General features: G+C 70.4%; 18 protein-coding genes. 14 read left to right on the top strand and 4 right to left on the bottom strand.

What is annotated here, in order from left to right:
• The first annotated feature begins 16 nt into the window (after positions 1-16).
• Positions 17-496 carry a hypothetical protein gene (locus ACSMFO_RS19560; RefSeq protein WP_360123342.1) on the top strand — a complete coding sequence of 160 codons (480 nt, stop codon included), beginning with the start codon at positions 17-19 and terminating at the stop codon, positions 494-496.
• 4 nt (positions 497-500) lie between these two features.
• On the opposite strand, the gene ACSMFO_RS19555 is transcribed toward ACSMFO_RS19560, so the two are convergent.
• Positions 501-1,433, bottom strand: a complete 933-nt coding sequence (locus ACSMFO_RS19555; RefSeq protein ID WP_436460006.1) for a cytochrome P450 — start codon at positions 1,431-1,433, stop codon at positions 501-503.
• Between the two features lie 15 nt (positions 1,434-1,448).
• Here ACSMFO_RS19555 and ACSMFO_RS19550 point away from each other — a divergent pair, with 15 nt between their 5' ends.
• The 5 genes from ACSMFO_RS19550 to ACSMFO_RS19530 all read left to right on the top strand — a co-directional run bounded on the left by ACSMFO_RS19550 (position 1,449) and on the right by ACSMFO_RS19530 (position 6,874).
• Complete coding sequence (locus ACSMFO_RS19550) at positions 1,449-3,146, top strand: fatty acyl-AMP ligase (RefSeq protein WP_436460005.1); 1,698 nt, start codon at positions 1,449-1,451, stop codon at positions 3,144-3,146.
• Entirely contained in the window at positions 3,136-3,441 is a 306-nt protein-coding gene (locus tag ACSMFO_RS19545) for an acyl carrier protein (RefSeq protein ID WP_037332633.1), read from the top strand. Before ACSMFO_RS19550 ends, ACSMFO_RS19545 begins: the two co-directional genes overlap by 11 nt.
• Positions 3,442-3,579: 138 nt before the next feature.
• On the top strand, positions 3,580-3,894 hold the full coding sequence (locus ACSMFO_RS19540; RefSeq protein ID WP_005166844.1) for a hypothetical protein: 315 nt from the start codon (positions 3,580-3,582) through the stop codon (positions 3,892-3,894).
• The gene (locus ACSMFO_RS19535; protein WP_436460004.1) at positions 3,894-6,308 is read left to right on the top strand and encodes a hypothetical protein; all 2,415 of its coding nucleotides are present in this window, start codon (positions 3,894-3,896) and stop codon (positions 6,306-6,308) included. Before ACSMFO_RS19540 ends, ACSMFO_RS19535 begins: the two co-directional genes overlap by 1 nt.
• Positions 6,309-6,337: 29 nt before the next feature.
• Positions 6,338-6,874, top strand: coding sequence for a hypothetical protein (locus tag ACSMFO_RS19530; protein ID WP_436460003.1), 537 nt, complete (start codon positions 6,338-6,340; stop codon positions 6,872-6,874).
• A 51-nt stretch (positions 6,875-6,925) separates the two neighbouring features.
• Here ACSMFO_RS19530 and ACSMFO_RS19525 read toward each other — a convergent pair whose 3' ends face one another.
• A complete protein-coding gene (locus tag ACSMFO_RS19525; RefSeq protein WP_436460002.1) occupies positions 6,926-7,750 on the bottom strand; it encodes a dienelactone hydrolase family protein in 825 nt (274 codons plus the stop codon).
• A 129-nt stretch (positions 7,751-7,879) separates the two neighbouring features.
• Here ACSMFO_RS19525 and glmS point away from each other — a divergent pair, with 129 nt between their 5' ends.
• The 8 genes from glmS to tsaE all read left to right on the top strand — a co-directional run bounded on the left by glmS (position 7,880) and on the right by tsaE (position 17,508).
• On the top strand, positions 7,880-9,742 hold the full coding sequence (glmS, locus tag ACSMFO_RS19520; protein ID WP_073847616.1) for a glutamine--fructose-6-phosphate transaminase (isomerizing): 1,863 nt from the start codon (positions 7,880-7,882) through the stop codon (positions 9,740-9,742).
• Positions 9,743-9,756: 14 nt separating this feature from the next.
• Positions 9,757-11,196, top strand: a complete 1,440-nt coding sequence (locus ACSMFO_RS19515) for an NAD(P)H-hydrate dehydratase (RefSeq protein ID WP_436460001.1) — start codon at positions 9,757-9,759, stop codon at positions 11,194-11,196.
• Between the two features lie 266 nt (positions 11,197-11,462).
• Positions 11,463-12,278, top strand: a complete 816-nt coding sequence (locus tag ACSMFO_RS19510) for a DeoR/GlpR family DNA-binding transcription regulator (RefSeq protein ID WP_360123363.1) — start codon at positions 11,463-11,465, stop codon at positions 12,276-12,278.
• Positions 12,268-13,695 (top strand): xylulokinase, encoded by a 1,428-nt coding sequence (gene xylB / locus ACSMFO_RS19505; RefSeq protein ID WP_436460000.1) that lies wholly within the window; start codon positions 12,268-12,270, stop codon positions 13,693-13,695. The genes ACSMFO_RS19510 and xylB overlap by 11 nt, the downstream gene beginning before the upstream one ends.
• A 4-nt stretch (positions 13,696-13,699) precedes the next feature.
• Positions 13,700-14,791: an ABC transporter ATP-binding protein gene (locus ACSMFO_RS19500; protein ID WP_038519743.1), complete on the top strand. Its 1,092-nt coding sequence runs from the start codon at positions 13,700-13,702 to the stop codon at positions 14,789-14,791.
• 28 nt (positions 14,792-14,819) lie between these two features.
• Positions 14,820-15,950, top strand: a complete 1,131-nt coding sequence (gene alr, locus ACSMFO_RS19495) for an alanine racemase (RefSeq protein ID WP_436459999.1) — start codon at positions 14,820-14,822, stop codon at positions 15,948-15,950.
• Positions 15,947-17,044 carry an alpha/beta fold hydrolase gene (locus tag ACSMFO_RS19490; protein ID WP_350575969.1) on the top strand — a complete coding sequence of 366 codons (1,098 nt, stop codon included), beginning with the start codon at positions 15,947-15,949 and terminating at the stop codon, positions 17,042-17,044. The genes alr and ACSMFO_RS19490 overlap by 4 nt, the downstream gene beginning before the upstream one ends.
• Positions 17,044-17,508, top strand: a complete 465-nt coding sequence (gene tsaE / locus ACSMFO_RS19485) for a tRNA (adenosine(37)-N6)-threonylcarbamoyltransferase complex ATPase subunit type 1 TsaE (protein WP_350591992.1) — start codon at positions 17,044-17,046, stop codon at positions 17,506-17,508. The genes ACSMFO_RS19490 and tsaE overlap by 1 nt, the downstream gene beginning before the upstream one ends.
• Before the next feature lie 73 nt (positions 17,509-17,581).
• Here tsaE and ACSMFO_RS19480 read toward each other — a convergent pair whose 3' ends face one another.
• Entirely contained in the window at positions 17,582-18,913 is a 1,332-nt protein-coding gene (locus tag ACSMFO_RS19480) for a carboxyl transferase domain-containing protein (protein ID WP_436459998.1), read from the bottom strand.
• Positions 18,910-20,331: an acyl-CoA synthetase gene (locus tag ACSMFO_RS19475; protein WP_436459997.1), complete on the bottom strand. Its 1,422-nt coding sequence runs from the start codon at positions 20,329-20,331 to the stop codon at positions 18,910-18,912. The genes ACSMFO_RS19480 and ACSMFO_RS19475 overlap by 4 nt, the downstream gene beginning before the upstream one ends.
• Positions 20,332-20,446 lie beyond the last annotated feature (115 nt).

The raw sequence follows: 20,446 nt of genomic DNA, 5'->3' as shown, positions 1-20,446 counted from the left end.
CGAGGGAGGACTGACCGTGGGTTCCGAGGACGCGCTTGCCGCGATGAAGAGCAAATTGGCGAATCTGGAGAGTGAGAACTCCGCCAGGATGGCCCTGCTCGACAAACGCCGTGAAGAGGCGCTCGCCGAGGCCAAGGAGAAGTTCGACAAGCAGTCGAAGATCCAGGGCGGCGTCATCGTCCGGCTGCAGGAGCGCAACCGCAAGGCCAAGGCCGCGGGTGGTTGGGCGACCGAGTCGACGTTGAGCGAGAAGGTCGAGGACGACGGCGACTTCGGGTTCGAGGAAGACGAGGCCGAGAACGAGCGTCGGGCCGGGTATCGGACGGCGGAGGAGCAGCCGGTCGCGTTCCGGCCGCCCGCTCCTCCCGCACCGACACCTCCGCCGCCTGCGCCGGCTCCCGTGCCGGAAGAGCGTCCGGCCGGGCGGCACCGGCGGGCGGCGGCCGCGCGGGGTGACGACGACGATTTCGCCAACACCGATTGGCTGGCGACCTGAGCGGTCAGGTCCGCAGCGTGACGATGGCCCGCTCGACGCCGTGGAAGACGGCGTGCGTCTTGTATCGCACGTCTTCGGCGACGTGGTCGGGAGTCAGGATCTCGGCGAGGGCGCGAAGCGCGGCTTCGCCCTCGGCGACCGCGACCCGCGAGCCGGGACAGGTGTGCCTGCCGAGGCCGAAGGCGAGCTCGGCGTCGGGGCCCAGCGGGATGGCCAGTTTGTCCCCGGTCGTGAAGTCCCTGCCCGCCAAGGAGAACGGCGTGGTCACGCGTCGAGCGGCGAAGCGGGTCGGGGCGACTTCGTGGATCAGGCCGCGTACGTCGTCGAGAGCGTCGGGGCGGCGTAGGAGTTCGAGGCCGGCGAGGGCGAGGAAGTTCATGGAGTTCTCGTACGCCGCGTGGGCGAGCATCACCGGCGTGATCATCAGCTCGTCCTCGGTGATCCGGCCCGCTTCGTGTGCTTCGCGGAGCAGCGCCAACCCGCCGCCTTCGACGGCCGTCGCCTTCAGGAAGAACATCGCGACCCTCAGCGCGGCGGTGTCGGCACCGGCGGGCCCGCCCGACCAGACGTCCAGGTTCGCGGCGGTCTCCGAAAGGTTCGTCAGCAGCTTCTCGCCGAGCGGCTCGACCGTGCCGAGCACCGCCTCCGTCACCCTGGCCGCCGCGGGCCTGGCGAAATCGGCCACCAGATCGAACCGCCGGAGCGACTTTAGCGGGCTAATCGCGCTCCGGAGGTCGGTGAGCACGGCCTCCGGAAGCGGCTCCACCAGGGCGATGACCTCCTTGACGACCGCGCGCAGCCGCCGGTGGTCCGCGCCGTCCATCAGCAGGAGGTTCGGGGTCTCGGCCGCGGCGCCGCCCGGGTTCGAGCTGAGCTCGCGGCCGCGCAGGGCCTTGACGCGATCCGCCGGATCGTCCAGCACGAAGAAGTCGTCCACGTTCGTATGATGCCCATGCCGCGGCCGGAGGATGTGCCAGTGCGCTCAGAAGTCCCCGAAGAAGTTCTGCGGACCCCGCTAGTACGGCGGCTGCTCGAACGCGCCGACGTCGAGCGCCCGGCGTACACGCACCTCGATTGCTCGAACCGGCACGAACCCGTCGAGGACACGCTGACCTGGGCGGAGCTGCTCGTCCACGTCCGGGCGGTCGCGGCGAAGCTGCGTGCGGTGATCCAGCCGGGAGACCGCGTCGCGATCACGGCGCGGCAGGACCTCTCCTACGTCGTCGCGTTCTTCGGCGCGTTGTACGCCGGGGCCGTCGCGGTGCCACTGTCCGCGCCGGACGTCCGCGCTCACCGCGAGCGACTGGTCGGCGTGCTCAACGACTGCGACGCCGACATCTGGCTCACCTCGGAAGCCTTGGTCGAGCGGCTGACGGAGTTCGCCGCGACCGAGCCGGTTCCGGCGCCCCGCGAGATCATCGCCGTCGACACCCTGCCGGCGGATCCGGCGGACCGGTCGCTGCCCTCGCCGGTTTCCCCCGAAGACCCCGCCTACCTGCAGTACACCTCCGGCACGACGCGATCACCGGCGGGCGTGATCGTCACGCATCGGGCGTTGTCGGCCGCCTGCTGGCAGATCTGCGACGCCTACGACGTCGACGAGCGCACCACGTGCGTCGGCTGGATCCCGTTCTTCCACGACATGGGGCTGGCGCAACTGCTCGCGGGGACGATGCACTCCGGCGGCCGGACGGTGTTCATCACGCCGCTGGAGTTCATCCGGCGGCCGGAGCGCTGGCTGCTGCTGATGTCGTCCTATCCGAACACGCTCACGGCGGCCCCGAACTTCGCGTACGACCTGGTGACCGAGGCCGTGCCCGAGGCGAAGCGCGCCGAGTACGACCTTTCGACGGTGTCGATCGCGCTCAGCGGCAGCGAACCGGTCCGGGCGGCGACCGTCCGGGAGTTCCTCGCCGCTTACGAACCCCACGGCTTCCCGCGTGGCGCGTTCCGGCCGTCCTACGGTCTTGCCGAGGCCACGGTCTACGTCGCCAGCGGCGATTCCGACGGCCCCGTGGTGACCGAAGTGGACGGCCGGGAGGTCGTCGAGATCGGCTGGCCCAGGGGACAGCGGATCCGCGTCGTCCCCACCCCGGATCGCGTTTTGCCCGCTAAAGGCGAAGTGGGCGAGATCTGGGTGAAGGGGCCCAACGTGGCGGCCGGGTACTGGCGGCGTCCGGACTTGACCGCCGAGGTGTTCGACGCCGGACTCGACGGCGAGGGCGGCTGGCTCCGCACCGGCGACCTGGGCACGATCCGTGACGGCAGGCTGTCGGTGACGGGCCGCATCAAGGACCTGATCATCATCGACGGCCGCAACCACAGCCCGCACGACATCGAGGAGACGGTCGCCGCCTCGCATCCCCTTCTCGGGCCCGAGCGGGTCGCCGCTTTCTCGGTCGACGGCGACGAAGGCGAGGGCGTCGTCGTGGTCGCCGAGCGCGCCCGGAAGGCCCCCGACTTCGACGAATCCGAGATCGAGCGAGCCGCTACTCGTGCCGTCGCCGAGCGACACGACGTGCGTCTCCGCGCCTTCTTCCTGGTGAAACCCGGCGGCCTCCCGCGGACCTCCAGCGGCAAGGTCGCGCGTTCCGCGGCCAGAACGCGGTACTGGACGGCGGATGGGACAGAATCCACCCATGGCAGCTGACGGGAGCGAGTACGTCGACGAGATCAAGGCCCTCGTCTGCGAGACCTTCGACGTCGATCCGGAGACCATCGACGAGAACACGCCCTTCGCCGAGATGGGGGTCGACTCCCGGCGCCGCGTCCGGCTCCTGGCGACCGTCGAGGTGGAGTTCGGTGTCGACCTCGACCTCGACGAGCTGGACCGCCTGGTCGACATCCGGGGCGCGGCGACCGTGCTCGCCGAGGCCGTCGAGGCGGGCGCGAAACCGCGAAAACGCGGTCTACCAGGCTTCTTGCGCCGAAATCGTTTGAGTTAGCAAAGGTGTGAATGTCCCTGCGGTCTCGATGACCGGTGGGTACATTCTGTGTGCATATGCGACGGCACCTGATGCCGTCGGCGTGCGTCGTAGGTAGGACAACGAGGCGGATACAGCGGGACGAAGGGGGCACCGGTCATGCCGGACGGGGGCTACAAAGCCGATTCAGAGGCGATGCTCACGGCGTCGACGTCGTTGGAGCGCGCGGCTGAGAAAACGACGTCCGAGGCGGGGAAGGTGGGGCCGACCCAGGTCGCGCCCGAGAACTTCGGCCGGGTCCACAAGGACTATCAAAAGGGTTATGCCACCGGGATTCTCGCCATTTCCGACGCGATGAAGGGCTACGCGGGCCAGCTCACCCAGCTCGCCGGCGGCGTCAGCACCGCGTCGACCCGATACACCTCTTCCGACCAGGCGAACGCCGCGGCTGCCAACAAGGCGGGAGCCCAGTAATGAGTCAACCGACGCAGGCACAGATCGACGAAATGCTGAAGGACCCCTACGTCACTCAGGGCACCAAAGACGCCTTGATGATGCCGTGGGGTGACCGGGAAGCGGCCTACAAGAAGGCCGTCGCCGAACGTGACTCGAACGCGGCCGGGGACAAGAAGCAGGCGGCCGAGACGAAACAGGCCGACAAGGACCTCGACTCCATGTCCCGGCCGGCCGCCGGGGGCGCGACCACCAAATCCGACCAGGTGCTCGACCTCGGAAAGCCGGCACTGGACTTCTTCTCCGACTGGGCCGAGCAGGTCTGGAACAAGATGCCGGAGAAGTCGGGCGAAATCAGCTACAAGACCGACATCTGGGACCGGTTCCACGAGAACCGCGAGATCAATTTCCAGAAGATGTTCGACGAGGTCGATGACCTCTCCGACGCCAAGAAGATCGTCGAGCAGACCCAGAAGGACGCGAGTTCGGCGCTGACCACGCTCTTCCACGATTGGAAGGGCGAGGGCGCGACGGCCGCGAAGGTCAAGTACGAGCAGCGGATCCAGCCCGACGCGAAAGAACTCATCGCGCAAATGGAAGGCGCCATCAAACTGGTGCCTTCGACCATCGACAAGATCTACAGCGCGCTCAAGCTGAAGGTCGACGAGACGCTGAAGCTCCGGGTCGACAAGGTCGCGACTGCACCCCTGTACATCGCGAAGCAGGTCGTCGACATCGCGAACGGCAAGGTCGATTCCAAAGAAAAGCTCATGGACGTCGCGTACTGGCTCGACTCCGCGTGTCCGGGCAACAACCTCGCCGAACGGCTGCGTCACGACGACTGCAAGCTGAACGACGAGAACAAGGATTACGCGATCGGGGCCGCGAAGCAGTGGCTGAAGGGTTCTTTCGCCACCGAATTCGGTGAGCGGTACGAGAACTTCAAGAAGCTCTGCAAGAACGCGACCGAGACGATCAACACGCAGTACCACGAACTTTCGCGGTTCATGGAGGACTACACGAACCCGTTCCCCGCGCCCGGGTCCGAGAAGACGCCCCCCGATGACGGCAAGGGCAAGGGCAACGACACCGGCGGCGGCAGCGGCGGTGGCAGCGGTAGCGGCGGTGGAAGTGGCAGCGGGAGCGGCGGTGGAAGCGGCAGTGGTGGCGGTGCCGGCACGCCACCGGCCGCGGAGGTCCCCGAGACGCCGAAGCCCGAGGACAAGCCCGCCGAGGGCACGAACCCGGTCACCGGCAAGCCGCTGGAAATCGACCCCGAGACCGGCAAGCCGTACCCGATCGACCCCGCGACGGGTGAGGCGATCAAGGACGGCATCGACGGTCAGGACACCATGACCGTCCAAAAGGGCGACAACAAGATCGAGATGACCGAGCCGGATAAAGACGGCAAAATGGACATCAAGGTCGACGACGGCAAGGGCAACGAGAAGGACTACAAGCTCGACTTCGACGACCCGAAGGGCGAGGACGGCAAGCCCGGCGAAGAGGGTAAGGACGGTAAGGACGGCGAGTTCGGGCCGAAGGGCACGGTCAAGGAAGGCGAGCCCGGCCCCGACGGCGTCTACCGGCCCGGCCCGGACGGCAAGATCCACATCCAGGACGGCAACCTCAAGATCACCGCCGAGCAGCCGGACGGTCCGAACGGCCCGACCGTGGTGACCGTCGACGACGGCAAGGGCGAGCCGACCACCTACACCCTCGACGAAAAGGGTGAGAAGAAGGAACTCAAGCCCGGCGACGACCTCAAGAACGGTCTCGACGACCGGAATCCCGGCAACCCGCAGCCCGGCAAGACCGACGACATCCGCACGATGCCCGCTCCGGCCGAGGCCGGGATGGCTCCCGGCGGTGGCGGTGGCGGTGGCAGCGGCTTCAGTGCTCCTGGCGGAGTCGAGGTCGGTGTCGGCGCCGAAGGGACCGCCGGGGCGTCCGCAGGAGCCGAGGCCGCCGGTGGTGGTGGCGCTTCGGGTGCCGGTGGCGATGGCACCGTGCCGACCGCCAGTGGCGGCGGAGGCGGCGGCAGCTTCGAAGGCGCGCTCGGGAGCCCCATGGAGGGTGCTTCGGCGGGCTCGCTGAACGAAGCCGGGTCGCTGGAAGCGGGTATGCAGTCCGGAGGCGGCGCGCAGCCGGCCGGGGCCGAAGGCGGTCTCGGGATGGCTCCCGGCGGGATGGATCCGGCGCCCGCGGGTGCCGGCGGTGCCGGTGCCGGAAGCTCGCCCGCCGGAATGGGCGGCATGATGGGTGGCATGGGCGCCATGGGCGGCGCGGCAGGCGGTGGCGGGGGTGACACGCAGCGCGGGTCGAGCCAGTACCGCGTCGAGGGTGGCATTTTCGAGACCAGTGGTGCGGGCGGCCGGATCAGCGGATCGCTCGACGACGAGGGTGGCGACCGTTCGATCAGCTACGAGCGATGATCGCCTGACCGGGGAACGAGGGAGGACCGATGAGCGCTGTCGACCGGCTGGCGGCCGCCATGTCCAGGCAGGACGCCGCCATCACGGAGCAGTTGGAGCAGCGCGGGCTGCGGGAGCGGCATCTCGCCGACGCCAAGGCCCAGGCGGTGGAGACCATGCAGAAGGACGCCGCCATCCACGACAAGTACGCCGCTCACATGCAGGAGCTGGGGAAGCGGAGCAAGGAGGCGGGCGGCTGGCTGACCGGCAAGACGACCGCCGACCGCAGCCACACCATCGGCTTCGACATCGAGGACGACGACAAGCCGGACGCCAGGTTCGCCGAGTTCGGGGCGCGGCCTGACGCGCCGCGGCCGGTGGCGCCTCCGCCGCCTCCTCCGGTCGCTCCTGGGGTGCCCGGGATGCCGGCGACGGTGGACGTCCCGCCTCAGGCGCCGACGCCCGCTCCGAGTGCCGCAGCGCCTGAAGCGCCTGGCACGCCCGCGCGCCGTCGTGGTCGTCACGCCCGTGACGACAAGGGCTTCGACGACGACGACTTCTCGAACAACTCGTGGATGGTCGACTGACCTGCTTCACCCCCGGATCGCGTTTAGCCCGCTAAACGCGATCCGGGGCGGTCAGGCGGCGGGCTCGTCTTGGAGCTCGATGGGGGCGCGTTTGACGTCGGCGTCCAGCAGGGGCTGGTACTTCGTCGTCCCCGTCAGATGCGTGAGGAAGAACGCGGTGAACAGCGCCCGCGCCAGCTGCTGGGTCCCGCGGTGCGGCTTCCCGTGCAGCAACAGCTGACTCCAGTGCCTGCCTTCGGTGACGCCGAGGTGCGACGACTTCCCGAGCTTGCGCAGCTGCACCGGCCCGCCCCACGCGTCCGCGATGGCTTCGGCATGGCCGACCGGCGGCGCGACCAGGTCTTCGCTCGCCGCGAGGTGCAGGCCGGGCACGGTCACCGACCGGGCCGACACCGTCGCCGACGGCAGCGTCTGCGCGGGAGTGATGGTCGCGACGGCGCGGATCTCGGGCCGCTCGTCGTTCTCGGCCGCCTGCGCGGCGGCCAGCACCGCCGAACCACCGCCGGTCGAGTGCCCGGCGAGGCCGAGCTTCGCCGGGTCGACGCTGATGCCGTCCGGTCCGAGGCGGACCGTCGTGATCAGCTCGAGCGTGGTGAGCAGGTCGCCGGCCAGCAGCCGGTGCGAAGGCAGCGGCCCGCGCTGAGTGGCCGGAGCCGCCGCGACGATGCCCCAGCTCGCGAGGTGCCGGAGCAGATGCCGGTAGCTCCCGGTCGGCTGCAGCCAGCCGTGCCCGAAGGCGATCGCGGGCAGACCGAGCCCGGAACGGGGCGTGAACACGACACCGGGCAGTCCGACCAGGGCGAGGTTGCCGCGCAGAACGTCGTGCGGACCTGGGTGGGACAGCTCCGCGAGCAGCTGCTTGGGCTTGCTGGCCATGGTCGTGACCTTACTGCCCGCACCCCCGTCCGGCCCGCGCGCCGCCCTGCGCGTCGCGTTTAGCCCGCTAAACGCGACGCGTGGGCGCCCGGGCGAGGAGGCCGGATTCCCGTCGTTAGGCTGGTGGCCGTGTGTGGAATCGTGGGATACGTCGGACACCGCCCGGCCCTGGACGTCGTCATCGGCGGCCTGCGCAGGATGGAGTACCGCGGCTATGACTCGGCAGGCGTCGCGGTCCTCGACGGCGCCGGCGCGCTGAACGTCGAGCGCAAAGCGGGCCGCCTGGCCAACCTGGAGACCCAGCTCGACACTGTCGGCAGGGACGCCTTCACCGGCACCGCCGGGATGGGCCACACCCGCTGGGCCACCCACGGCGCCCCGGTCGACCGCAACTCGCACCCGCACCGCGACGCCTCCCAGCGCGTCGCCGTCGTGCACAACGGCATCATCGAGAACTTCGCCGCCCTGCGCGCCGAGCTCGAGGCCGAAGGCGTCGAGATGGCGAGCGACACCGACTCCGAGACCGCCGCGCACCTCATCTCCCGCGCCTACACCGAGGGCGACACGAAGGGCGACTTCGCGGCCAGCGTCGCCGCCGTCTGCCGTCGTCTCGAGGGCGCGTTCACGCTGGTCGTGACCATCGCCGACCAGCCGGACACCGTCGTCGCAGCCCGTCGTTCGTCGCCGCTGGTCGTCGGCGTCGGCGAGGGGGAGCACTTCGTCGCTTCCGACGTCGCCGCGTTCATCGAGCACACCCGCGAGGCGGTCGAGCTCGGCCAGGATCAGCTCGTCGTGATCACCCGCGACGGCTACGAGGTCACCGACTTCCACGGCGACGCCGCCCAGGCCAAGCCGTTCACCGTCGACTGGGACCTCTCGGCCGCGGAAAAGGGCGGCCACGAGTACTTCATGCTCAAGGAGATCGAGGAGCAGCCGGAGGCGCTGGCGAACACGCTGCGCGGCCACTTCGACGGCGGCCGGATCATCCTGGACGAGCAGCGCATCTCCGACCAGGACCTGCGCGACGTCGACAAGGTCTTCGTCGTCGCCTGTGGTTCCGCGTACCACTCGGGCCTCGTCGCCAAGTACGCGATCGAGCACTGGTGCCGCCTCCCGGTCGAGGTCGAGCTGGCCAGCGAGTTCCGCTACCGCGACCCGGTGCTGGACCGCGCGACGCTGGTCGTCGCCGTCTCCCAGTCGGGCGAGACCGCGGACACCCTCGAAGCCGTCCGTCACGCGCGCGAGCAGAAGGCCCGCGTCCTGGCCGTCTGCAACACCAACGGCGCGCAGATCCCGCGTGAGTCCGACGCCGTCCTCTACACGCACGCCGGTCCGGAGATCGGTGTCGCCTCGACCAAGGCGTTCCTCGCGCAGATCGCGGCCAACTACCTGGTCGGCCTGGCCCTCGCGCAGGCCCGCGGCACCAAGTACCCGGACGAGGTCGCCCGCGAGTTCGCCGAACTCGAGGCGATGCCGGCCGCGGTGCAGAAGGTCTTGTCCACTGTGGACCAGGTCCGCGACCTCGGCCGCCGGATCGCCGACTCGAAGGCCGTACTGTTCCTCGGCCGTCACGTCGGGTTCCCGGTCGCCCTCGAAGGCGCGCTGAAGCTCAAGGAACTGGCGTACATGCACGCCGAGGGCTTCGCGGCCGGCGAGCTCAAGCACGGCCCGATCGCGCTGATCGAAGAAGGCTTGCCCGTCGTCGTGGTGATGCCGTCGCCCAAGGGACGCGCGGTGCTTCACTCGAAGCTGGTGTCGAACATCAGCGAGATCCAGGCACGCGGCGCCCGCACGATCGTGATCGCGGAAGAGGGCGACGAGACCGTCCGCCCGTTCGCCGACGAACTGATCGAGATCCCGGCCGTCCCGACCCTGCTGCAGCCGCTGGTCTCCACGGTGCCGCTGCAGGTGCTGGCCGCCGAGATCGCCCGCACGCGCGGGTACGACGTCGACAAGCCGCGTAACCTGGCGAAGTCGGTCACCGTCGAATAGAGACCGGAGGCGTCGTGCAGGGAATCTGGACCACGGAACGGATTCGCGCGGCGGAAGACCGGTTGCTCGCCGTCACTCCCGACGGCGAGCTCATGCGTCGCGCGGCTTTCGGGCTCGCGGTGCACGCCGCCGAGATGCTGGCTGAGCACACTGGTTCGGTGTCCGGGCGGCGCGTGACGCTGCTCGTCGGGTCGGGGAACAACGGTGGTGACGCCCTGTGGGCCGGCGCGTTCCTGCGTCGCCGCAACGTGGCCGTCTCCGCGATCCTGCTGAAGCCCGAACGCGCGCACGGCCCGGGTTTGGCCGCGTTGAAGCGATCCGGCGGCAAGGTCGTGTCCCTTGAGGACGGTCCACAGTGGATTCGGCGGGCCGACCTCGTCGTCGACGGGATCGTCGGGATCTCGGCGCGCGGGCCATTGCGGCCGGACGCCGCAGCGCTGCTGGAGCACGTGAGCGCGCCGGTGCTGGCCGTGGACCTGCCGAGCGGGGTTGATCCGGACACCGGCGCCGTCGACGGTCCGGCGGTCGTGGCCGACCGGACGGTCACCTTCGGCGCGCTCAAGCCGGTGCACGCCCTGGCTCCCGCGTCCTGCGGCGAGGTCTTCTTGGTGGATATCGGACTGCGTCTCACTGAGCCCGATCTGCAACGGCTCGACACGGCGGATGTCGCCGCCGCGTGGCCGGTGCCTGGTCCGGCCGACGACAAGTACAGCCAGGGCGTGGTCGGGGTGGCCGCCGGGTCGGCGACGTATCCGGGGGCGGCCGTGCTCGCGGCCGGCGCGGCGGTCCGGGCGACGTCCGGATTGGTGCGGTACGCCGGTCACGCGGCGGACGTCGTGCGCGGGCAGTGGCCCGAGGTCATCGCGACGGGGTCGGTGACCGACGCGGGCCGGGTGCAGGCGTGGGTCGTCGGGCCGGGCATCGGCACTGGGAACGAGGGCCGGGACGTGCTGCGGTTCGTGCTCGGCCGCGGCGTGCCGGTGTGCGCGGACGCCGACGCGACGACGATCATCGCGCGTTCGCCCGACGTGCTCGACGCGCGCGATCCGGACACGCCGCTCGTGCTGACTCCGCACGCGGGGGAGTTCGAGCGGCTGATGGGTTCGCCGCCGGGGGCGGACCGGGTCGCGGCGGCGCGGGCGGCCGCGCGGAAATACGACGCGGTCGTGCTCCTGAAGGGGCACTGCACGGTGGTCGCGGCACCGGACGGGCGCGCGCTGGTGAACACGCCGCGGGGGTCGTGGCTCGCGACGGCGGGTTCGGGCGACGTGCTGTCCGGTCTGGTGGGCGCGCTGCTCGCCGCCGGGCTCGATCCGTGGCTGGCTGCCGGGGCGGCCGCGCACGTCCACTCGCTCGCCGGGTCCCTCGCGGCCGACGGCGCCCCCACCTCGGCCTCCGGCATCCTCGGCGCGATCCCCGATGCCCTCCGGTCCGTTCGTTCCCTGACCTCCTGACCAGGGCCCCGACCTGCGTTTTGCCCCCTAACCGCGCTCTGCGGTCGGGCGCCCTCAGATACCCACATTCTGCGGGCAGGCGCCATCAGAGCGCGGTTAGCCCGCAAAACGCGGGTCGGCGGGGCAGGCGGCGCGAGTGGGAAAAAATGCGGGAGTTATCGAGTTACGTGTTAACTCCATGCGAATAATCTGGTAAGAAGCAGGTGTGAGCGCCGACACCCACCCCGCCGAGACCGCGAAGGTCCGGGTCGTGAACGGTGTCGCCCATGTCTAAGACCAGGCCCTCGGACGCCGCCGTCGAGCAGCGACGCCAGGAGATCCTCGACCACGTCATCGCCACCGGCGAGGTCCGCATCGACGACCTCACCACCCGCTTCGGCGTCAGCCTGATGACGATGCATCGCGACCTCGACGACCTCGCCGACCGCCGCCTCCTCCGCAAACTCCGCGGCAAGGTCGAGGCCTACCCCGCGACGACCATGGAGTCGGCCGCCCGCTTCCGCGACACCTTCAACCAGGCCACCAAGGACGCGCTCGGCGAGGCCGCCGCGGCACACGTCCACTCCGGCCAGACGGTCTTCGTCGACGACTCGACGACGCTCTTCCCGCTCGTCCGCCGCCTCGGCCAGGTCGAGGACCTCACCGTCATCACCAACTCGCTCGAAGCCGCCCGCATCCTCGGGTCCGCCAAGAGCGTCGAGGTCGTCCTGGCTGGCGGGCGCTACCACCACGAGTTCGACTCGTGCGCCGGCCCGGACGTCGTCGCGTTCCTCGACCGCACGCACGCCGACATCGCGTTCGTCTCGGTCGCCGCGGTCGCGGTCGGCCGCCTGTTCCATCCGGTCCAGGACTACGCCGAGCTCAAGAAGGCCGCGCTGCGCACCGCCGATCGCAACGTCCTGGTCGTCGACAACTCCAAGTTCGGCCGCACCGCCACCTACGCGTACGGCGACATCGGCGACTACGACCTCCTGATCACCGACGAAGAGACGCCGACCGAGGAGATCGAGGCGGCGCTGACCGCGGGGACCGCCATCGAGCAGGTCGAATGCGCACCGGAGGGGCCGGAATATGAGTTCTGACCTGGTCGCCGGAATCGACTCGTCGACCCAGTCGACGAAGGTCGTCGTCTGCGACGCGAGCACCGGCGAGATCGTCCGCACCGGCCGCGCCTCGCATCCCGACGGCACCGAGGTCGCGCCCTCCGCGTGGTGGGACGCGTTCCGCGAGGCCACGGACGGCCTCCTCGACGGCGTCGGCGCCATCGGCATCGGCGGGCAGCAGCACGGCATGGTCGCCCTCGACGAAGCCGGCGAGGTCGTCCGGCCCGCGTTGCTGTGGAACGACACCCGGTCCGCGAAGGCGGCCGAAGACCTCGGCGCCGAACTCGGCGCCGAGAACTGGGCGAAGTCCGTCGGTTCGCTGCCGGTCGCCAGCTTCACCGTCACGAAGCTGCGCTGGATGGCGGAGAACGAGCCCGAACTGGCCGATCGCGTCGCCCGCGTCCTGCTCCCGCACGACTGGCTGACCTGGCGGCTGCTGGGCGACGGCGCCGAGCCGGTCACCGACCGCGGCGACGCCTCCGGCACCGGATACTTCTCGCCCGCCACCGGCGAATACCGCCAAGACCTCCTCGCGCACGCCTTCGGCGGCCGCACACCCGAACTGCCCAAGGTCATCGGCCCCGCCGAAGCCGCGGGCCACACCGCGGACGGGATCCTGGTCTCGGCCGGAACCGGCGACAACATGGCCGCCGCCCTCGGTCTCGAACTCCTCCCCGGCGACGTCGTGGTCTCGCTCGGCACCAGCGGCACCGTGTTCGGCGTCTCCGAGACGGCGAGCGCCGACCCCTCCGGCATCGTCGCGGGATTCGCCGACGCCACCGGCCGGTTCCTCCCGCTGGCCTGCACCCTCAACGCGGCCCGCGTGCTCACGGCCACGTCCGCGATGCTCGGCGTCGAGCTCGCCGAGTTCGACAAGCTGGCGCTCGCCGCCACGCCCGGTTCCGGCGGCCTCACCTTCCTGCCGTACCTCGACGGTGAGCGGACGCCGAACCTCCCGGACGCCAACGGCACGCTCTTCGGCCTGACCCGCGCGAACATGACGCCCGAAAACCTCGCCCGCGCGGCCGTCGAAGGCATGCTGTGCGGTCTGGCCGCCGGGCTCGACGCCCTGCGCGAACAGGGGCTCGAAGTCCGTCGCGTCCTCCTGATCGGAGGTGGCGCGCAGTCGGCCGCCGTCCGCGCGGTCGCGCCGATCGTGTTCGGCGTGCCCGTCGTCATCCCCGAAGTCGCCGAGTACGTCGCGGTCGGTGCCGCGAGGCAGGCGGCTTGGGCCCTCGCTTCCAGCACGGAACCTCCCCGCTGGCAAGAACAGCACGGCTACACCCCACTCGAGCCGACCGAAGCGGACCGCGCCGAAGGGCGCCGGATCCAGCAGCGGCATCTCGAAGCCCGCGAACTCGGGCACGGCAATTCCGCGAAACCGAAAGAGGACTGAACCGATGGCCACGATCACCTACGACAAGGCGACCCGGCGCTACGCGGGCTCCGAGCGGCCCGCCGTGGACGCACTCGACCTCGAGATCGCCGACGGCGAGTTCCTCGTGCTGGTCGGGCCTTCCGGCTGTGGCAAGTCCACCAGCCTGCGGATGCTCGCCGGCCTCGAGGACATCGACGAAGGCGCCGTGTGGATCGGTGACCGCGACGTCACGCAGCTGCCGCCGCGCGCCCGCGACATCGCGATGGTGTTCCAGAACTACGCCCTGTACCCGCACATGACCGTGGGCCAGAACATGGGCTTCGCGCTGAAGATCGCGGGTCGTCCGGCTTCGGAGATCAAGCAGAAGGTGCTCGACGCGGCCAAGCTGCTCGACATCGAGCAGTACCTCGACCGCAAGCCGAAGGCGCTCTCCGGTGGTCAGCGCCAGCGTGTCGCGATGGGCCGCGCCATCGTGCGCGAGCCGCAGGTCTTCCTCATGGACGAGCCGCTGTCGAACCTCGACGCGAAGCTGCGTGTCTCCACCCGTACGCAGATCGCCGCGCTGCAGCGCCGCCTCGGCGTCACCACCGTCTACGTCACGCACGACCAGGTCGAGGCCATGACGATGGGCGACCGGGTCGCCGTCCTCTCGGACGGTCTCCTGCAGCAGTGCGACACCCCGCGCGCCCTGTACGACAAGCCCGCAAACGCTTTCGTCGCCGGTTTCATCGGCTCGCCCGCGATGAACCTCGTCACCGCGAAGCTCACTGAAGACGGCGCTGAGCTGGGTGGCGCCCGGGTGCCGCTGACCCGCGAGATCCTCGCCAAGGCCGACGGCGACACGGTCACTCTCGGCTTCCGCCCCGAGTCGCTCGAGGTGACCACCAGCGAAGACGGCACCCTGCCGATCAAGGTCGACCTCGTCGAGGAGCTCGGCTCGGACGCGTACGTCTACGGCAAGCTGGCCGAGACCGACGCCGAGGGCGCGAAGTCGAACGTCGTCACCCGTGTGGACCCGCGCACACCGCCGGCCATGGGCGACACCCTGCACCTGCGGATCCGCCCCGACGAGCTGCACGTGTTCTCCGCCACCGACGGGGCGCGCCTGTCCTGAGCCGGTTCGTGGGAAACTGGTGGTCGTTATGACCGCCAGTTTCCCGCGTGCCGAGGTCGTCATCGACCTGTCCGCCATCCGGCACAACGTCGCCCTGCTCGCTTCCCGCGCCCCTTCGGCCCAGACGATGGCCGTGGTCAAGGCCGACGGCTACGGGCACGGAGCCCTCGAGGTCGCCCGGGCCGCCGTCGAGGGCGGCGCCACCTGGCTGGGCACCTGCTCCCTCGGTGAGGCGCTCGCGCTGCGCCGGGCCGGGATCGGCGTCCGGCTCTTCAGCTGGCTCGACACCCCCGAAGCCGACTTCGCACCCGCTGTCGCCGAAGACATCGACGTCGCCGTGAGCTCCCTGGACGAGCTGGCCCGCGTGGTCGACGGCGCGCGCCGGGCACGCGACTTTAGCGGGCTAAACGCGATCTGCAGGGTTCACCTCAAGATCGACACCGGGCTCAGTCGAAACGGCTGCCCACCTGCGGAATGGCCGGCCCTGGTCAAGGCCGCGGCGGCCGCGAAACCGCTCATCGAGGTCGTCGCCATCTGGTCGCACCTCGCCTGCGCCGACGAGCCGGGCCACCCCTCCATCGACGCGCAGGCGAAGCGGTTCGACGAGGCCTACGACATCGCCCGCGCGGCCGGCCTGAACCCGATGCGGCATATCGCGAACTCCGCCGCCGTGCTGACCAGGCCCGACCTGCACTTCGACCTCGTTCGCCCCGGGATCGCGATCTACGGGCTGAACCCGGTGCCCACCGAAGACGACTTGCGCCCGGCGATGACCTTCAAATCGTCCGTCGTGCTCACGAAGCGAATCCCGTCCGGCGAATCGGTTTCGTACGGCCACAGCTGGACGGCCGAGCACGACACGACCCTCGCCCTGGTCCCGGTCGGCTACGCGGACGGCGTACCGCGGTCGCTGTCCGGCCGCATGGACGTGTGGCTTGCCGGGAAGCGGCGGCCGGTGGTCGGCCGCGTCTGCATGGACCAGCTGATCGTCGACTGCGGAGACGACGAGCCGTCCATCGGCAGTGAGGTGATCCTGTTCGGCAAGGACGGGCCCACGGCGCGGGAATGGGCCGACAAGCTGGGGACGATCGACTACGAGATCGTGACTTCGATGTACCGCCCGCGGGTCCACCGGACGTATCTGGAGGCAGGCTCGTGACACCTTCACGAAGACTGCTGGCCATCGTCGGCGGCGTCGGTGCGGTGGCCACCGGCACCGCCGCCGCGATCGCCGTCGCCGCACAGCAGCGGCGGCAGAGTGAGGATCCGTTCGTGGACGAGCCGTTGGGGGACTTGGAACCGGACCGGACATCGACAGTGGCGGCGGAGGACGGCACGCCGCTCGCGGTCGAGGAGATCGATCCGGCCGATGGGGGAGAACCGGAGCTGACCGTCGTCGGCGTGCACGGTTTCGCGTTGTCGAAGCGCTGCTGGCACTTTCAGCGGCGAGACCTCGCTTCGCTGAAGCTGCCGCGGGTGCGTCAGGTCTACTACGACCATCGCGGGCACGGGCAATCCGGCGCCGCGACCGCCGAGACCAGCACCATCGAGCAGCTGGCGCGCGACCTCGACATGGTCCTGCGCTCGGTGGTGCCGGAGGGGCCCATCGTGCTCATGGGGCACTCGATGGGCGGCATGGTGATCATGGAGCTCGCCGCGGAGCATCCCGAACTGTTCGACGACCGGGTCTGCGGCGTCGCGTTCATCGCGACCGCCGCGGGCGAGGTCGGCGCGCGGGGGCTGCCGCGGTCGCTGCTTTCGAAGTACAACCCGCTCACGCGAGGCGTCGGCGGGCTGGCCGGCTGGCAGCCGGGGCTCGTCGAGTTCGTGCGCGCGGCGGGAGGGCAGCTGACCCGGCAAGCCGTGCGCAGGCTGGCTTTCGGCAGCCGGGACGTGTCTCCGCGGCTCGTCGACTTCATGCTGGAAATGCTCGAAGTGACGCCGGTGCGCGGGCTCGTGAACTTCGTCGACACGCTCGGCAGTCACAACCGGTACGCCGCGCTCGCCGGGCTGAAGCACGCGCACGTGCTGGTCGTCGGCGGGGATTCCGACCGGTTCACGCCGATCGCGCACGCCGAGCGGATCGCGGCGGAGCTGCCCGACGCGGAGCTGGTGCGCGTGCGCGGCGCGGGACACATGGTGCAGCTGGAACAACCCGAACTGGTGAACAGCCACCTGATCGACTTGGTGCAACGATGCACGGGCACCGATGGTGAGACTTCCGAACGGCGGACCTGGTGGTGGCAACGCTGATGAATTTCGCTTTCCCGACTCCCGAGTCGACGATGGATTTCGGGCGCGAGCTCGGGCGTTCGCTGCGTGCGGGCGATCTGGTGCTGCTCGCCGGGCCGCTCGGGGCGGGCAAGACGACGCTGACCCGCGGGATCGCGGACGGTCTCGGGGTCGGCGGGCGGGTCAGCTCGCCGACGTTCGTGCTGGCGCGGGTGCATCCGGCGGGTGCGGCCGGGGTCGCGCTGGTGCACGTCGACGCGTACCGGCTCGGCGGGGATCTCTCGCAGCTGGACGACCTGGACCTCGACACCGAACTGGAGCGGTCGGCCCTGGTCGTCGAATGGGGCGAGGGAGCCGCCGAGCGTCTGTCGGACGACTACCTCGTCGTACGCCTTGAGCGCCGGGAAGACGATGTCCGCCTGGTCACCCTGGAGCCGCACGGCACCTGGGCGACCCGCACGCCCGACCTGCGTTTAGCGGGCTAATCGCGATCCGGCCGCCCGACCTGCGTTTCGCCCCCTAATCGCGATCTGTGCGGGGAGACCTGCGTTTCGCGGGCTAATCGCGATCCGCGGGGCGCACGACGGAACGCGCGATTCCCAGGTCGACCAGGTCTTGGGGGCGTAGCCGCAGTCGGTCGGCGAGTGCGGGGACTTCGTCGGCGGGCAGCTTGAGGATCGCCGCGGCCGCCTCGGGCGACGTCACCGAGAAGTACGCGTCGGGTGTCACCCAGGTCGCCCCCGGCGCCGCGAACGCGAGCGCGCCTCCGGATCCGCCTTCCCCGATCACCAGTGTCGTGATCGGCACGGCCGCGCTCGCGACCGCCTCGAACAACTCCGCGATGGCCGCGCCCGCACCGGCCCGTTCGGCCGCCTCGTCGTTCGCCGCTCCGGGGGTATCGACGAGGGTGAGCACCGGGATTCCGAGCCTCGACGCGAGCCGCACCAGACGCGCCGCGGTCCGGAACCCCGCGGGCAGCGTCGCCGTTCCGCACTGTGCCGCGTACGCGATCGCTCGGCCGCTTCGCCAGCCGAAGCCGCACAAGACGCCCGAGTCGACTCCGCCGCACCTGTCGCCCGAGAGCTCCTCTCGCCAGTCGAAGTGCGCGTCGAGGTACTCCGCAGCCTTCGGTCGCTTAGCGGAGCGTGCCGCCTGGACCGCGTCCCATCCACTGTCGGGCAGGTCCGTAGACCCGAGCGCTCCGGGCGGCTCGGCGGCGTCCGCCGTCGACGAAGTCAGCAGGCGCAGCCACCGTTCCAACGCCGAAGGAAGGTCGGCCGGCGTCACGATCTGATCGACCTGGCCCCACGCGAGCTTCGCCTCTGCCGTGTATGCCTCCGCGGACGCGCCGGCGGGCCGCACGCGAGAACCGGCGAAGCCGACCTGCGCCCCGGGCAGTGCGAGGACGACGTCGGCGCTCGCACCGAGCGTCGCCCAGCCGCCACCCGTGGTCGGATCGCGCAGCACCGAGATCTGCGGAACCGACCGAGCCCCGGCCGCCGCCCGCGCGATGCGCTGCAACTGCGAAAGCGCCCGCATCCCGTGTTGCATGCGGCTGCCGCCGGTCGCGATCAGCGACACCACTGGCAACCGGGACGCCACGGCCCGCGCGAACGCCGCCTCGACGCGATCACCGGTCCGCCTGCCGATCGAGCCGCCCAGGAAGCCGAACTCGAAAGCGATCACCACCGCCTCGACGTCGCCGATCATGGCGGTCCCACAGAGCACGGACTCGCTCTCACCGGTCCGCTCCTCGGCGGCCTCGCGCGCCGAGCGATAACCCGGCCAGTCGATCGGCCCGTCGTCCGGCTCCTCGGAACGAGGAACGTCCAGGTCCTCGAAACCGGTCGCGATCTCCTTGATGACAGACCGCGCCGAGGGCCTGCTCATCCGAGCGCCCGCTTCATGACCTTGCCCATGTCGTTGCGCGGCAACGCTTCCAGATAGCGGACCACTCGAGGCCGTTTGTGCGGCGACAACAGGCGTGAGACATGGTCGGCGAGCTCCGACTCCGCCGGACGTTCTCCCTCGGGCACCACCCAGGCCACGATGCGCTCGCCGAGATCGTCGTCGGGCTCGCCGGTCACGGCGACCTCGGCGACACCGGGATGCTCCATGAGCGCGTTCTCGATCTCGCCCGCACCGATCTTGTAGCCGCCGCTCTTGATCAGATCCGTCGCCTTCCGGCCGACGATCTTCACGTACCCGGCCGCGTCGCGGGTCGCCATGTCGCCGGTCCGGAACCAGCCGTCGTCGAAGGCAGCTTCGGTGGCGTCGGGGCGGTTGAGGTACTCGGTGAACAGATTCGGGCCGCGGACTTGGATCTCGCCGACGGTCTCGACCTCCTCGACGGGCTCGCCCGCTTCGTCGACGAGGCGCAGATCGACGCCGCGCAGCGGGACACCGACGGTTCCGGGAACGTGCTCGCCGTCCGCGCGAATGCTGGTGTTCATGAGGGTTTCGGTCATCCCGTAGCGCTCGATCACGCGCCTGCCGGTCGCCGCGGTGATGCGCTGATGGTCGTGGACGGGCAGCGCGGCCGAACCGGACACGAGCAGGCGAGCGCTGCTCAATGCCTTGGCGAGCGACGGGTCTTCGCCGACTTCGCCCGCGATGCGGTGGTACATCGTCGGGACGCCGAACATCATCGTCGCGCCGGTGGCGAGCTCGCGTGCGACGCCTTCGGTGGAGAAGCGACCGAGATGCCGGACCGAGCCGCCGCGCCGGAGCGGCCCGAGGATGCCGAGGATCAGGCCGTGCACGTGGAACAGCGGGAGTCCGTGGACGAGGACGTCGTCGGCGGTCCATGCCCAGGCGTCCTCGAGCGCGTCGAGTGTGGTCGCGATCGCGCGCCGGGGGAGTACGACGCCCTTGGGCGGGCCGGTGGTGCCGGAGGTGTAGACGATCAGCGCCGGGGTTTCGGCGTCCGGTTCCGCGGGGAGATCGACCGGTGCGCCTTCGAGAACGATGTCGCGTCGCGGCAGTCCGTCGAGACCGGCGGGCAGGTCGACGCCCGGCTCGGCCAGGACGAGGACGGGTTCGCTGTCGGTGAGGATGTGCGCGAGTTCGCGCTCGCCGATCTTGGGGTTGAGCGGGATGGCGGGGACGCCCGCGAGCAGGGCGGCGATCACGGCGACGCTGGTGTGCACCGAGGGCGTCGCCCAGACGGCGACGCGGCCTGCCGGCAGATCGCGGGCGAGTGTGCCGGCGACGGCCGCCACGTCGGCGTAGGTGAGGGAGGTGTCGCCGAAGCGGAGCGCCTGCTTGTCGGGGCCGCTCGCCAGCGTGGGGAACAACCGATCGGGCACGTGTGACCTCCTGCTCGACTCCGCCGGCCGGGGCGCTTGGAGCCAAGGAACCCCGCTTTCGGAACCGTACCGCGCAAGCCGCCCGCCCCCAGCGACCTGCTTCACATGCCCCCCG

This window comes from Amycolatopsis sp. w19, from assembly GCF_051373225.1.
Taxonomy (GTDB): Bacteria; Actinomycetota; Actinomycetes; order Mycobacteriales; family Pseudonocardiaceae; genus Amycolatopsis; species Amycolatopsis japonica.
The sequence above is the reverse complement of the archived record's forward strand: the minus strand, read 5'-3'. Positions and strand labels throughout refer to the sequence as shown.

Coding starts and splice junctions, on each gene's coding strand:
- ACSMFO_RS19535 (WP_436460004.1), top strand. CDS start 3,894: ATGAGTCAACCGACGCAGGCACAGATCGACGAAATGCTGAAGGACCCC.
- ACSMFO_RS19550 (WP_436460005.1), top strand. CDS start 1,449: ATGCCGCGGCCGGAGGATGTGCCAGTGCGCTCAGAAGTCCCCGAAGAA.
- alr (WP_436459999.1), top strand. CDS start 14,820: ATGACCGCCAGTTTCCCGCGTGCCGAGGTCGTCATCGACCTGTCCGCC.
- ACSMFO_RS19525 (WP_436460002.1), bottom strand. CDS start 7,750: ATGGCCAGCAAGCCCAAGCAGCTGCTCGCGGAGCTGTCCCACCCAGGT.
- ACSMFO_RS19540 (WP_005166844.1), top strand. CDS start 3,580: ATGCCGGACGGGGGCTACAAAGCCGATTCAGAGGCGATGCTCACGGCG.
- ACSMFO_RS19480 (WP_436459998.1), bottom strand. CDS start 18,913: ATGAGCAGGCCCTCGGCGCGGTCTGTCATCAAGGAGATCGCGACCGGT.
- xylB (WP_436460000.1), top strand. CDS start 12,268: ATGAGTTCTGACCTGGTCGCCGGAATCGACTCGTCGACCCAGTCGACG.
- tsaE (WP_350591992.1), top strand. CDS start 17,044: ATGAATTTCGCTTTCCCGACTCCCGAGTCGACGATGGATTTCGGGCGC.
- ACSMFO_RS19530 (WP_436460003.1), top strand. CDS start 6,338: ATGAGCGCTGTCGACCGGCTGGCGGCCGCCATGTCCAGGCAGGACGCC.
- ACSMFO_RS19545 (WP_037332633.1), top strand. CDS start 3,136: ATGGCAGCTGACGGGAGCGAGTACGTCGACGAGATCAAGGCCCTCGTC.
- ACSMFO_RS19500 (WP_038519743.1), top strand. CDS start 13,700: ATGGCCACGATCACCTACGACAAGGCGACCCGGCGCTACGCGGGCTCC.
- ACSMFO_RS19510 (WP_360123363.1), top strand. CDS start 11,463: ATGTCTAAGACCAGGCCCTCGGACGCCGCCGTCGAGCAGCGACGCCAG.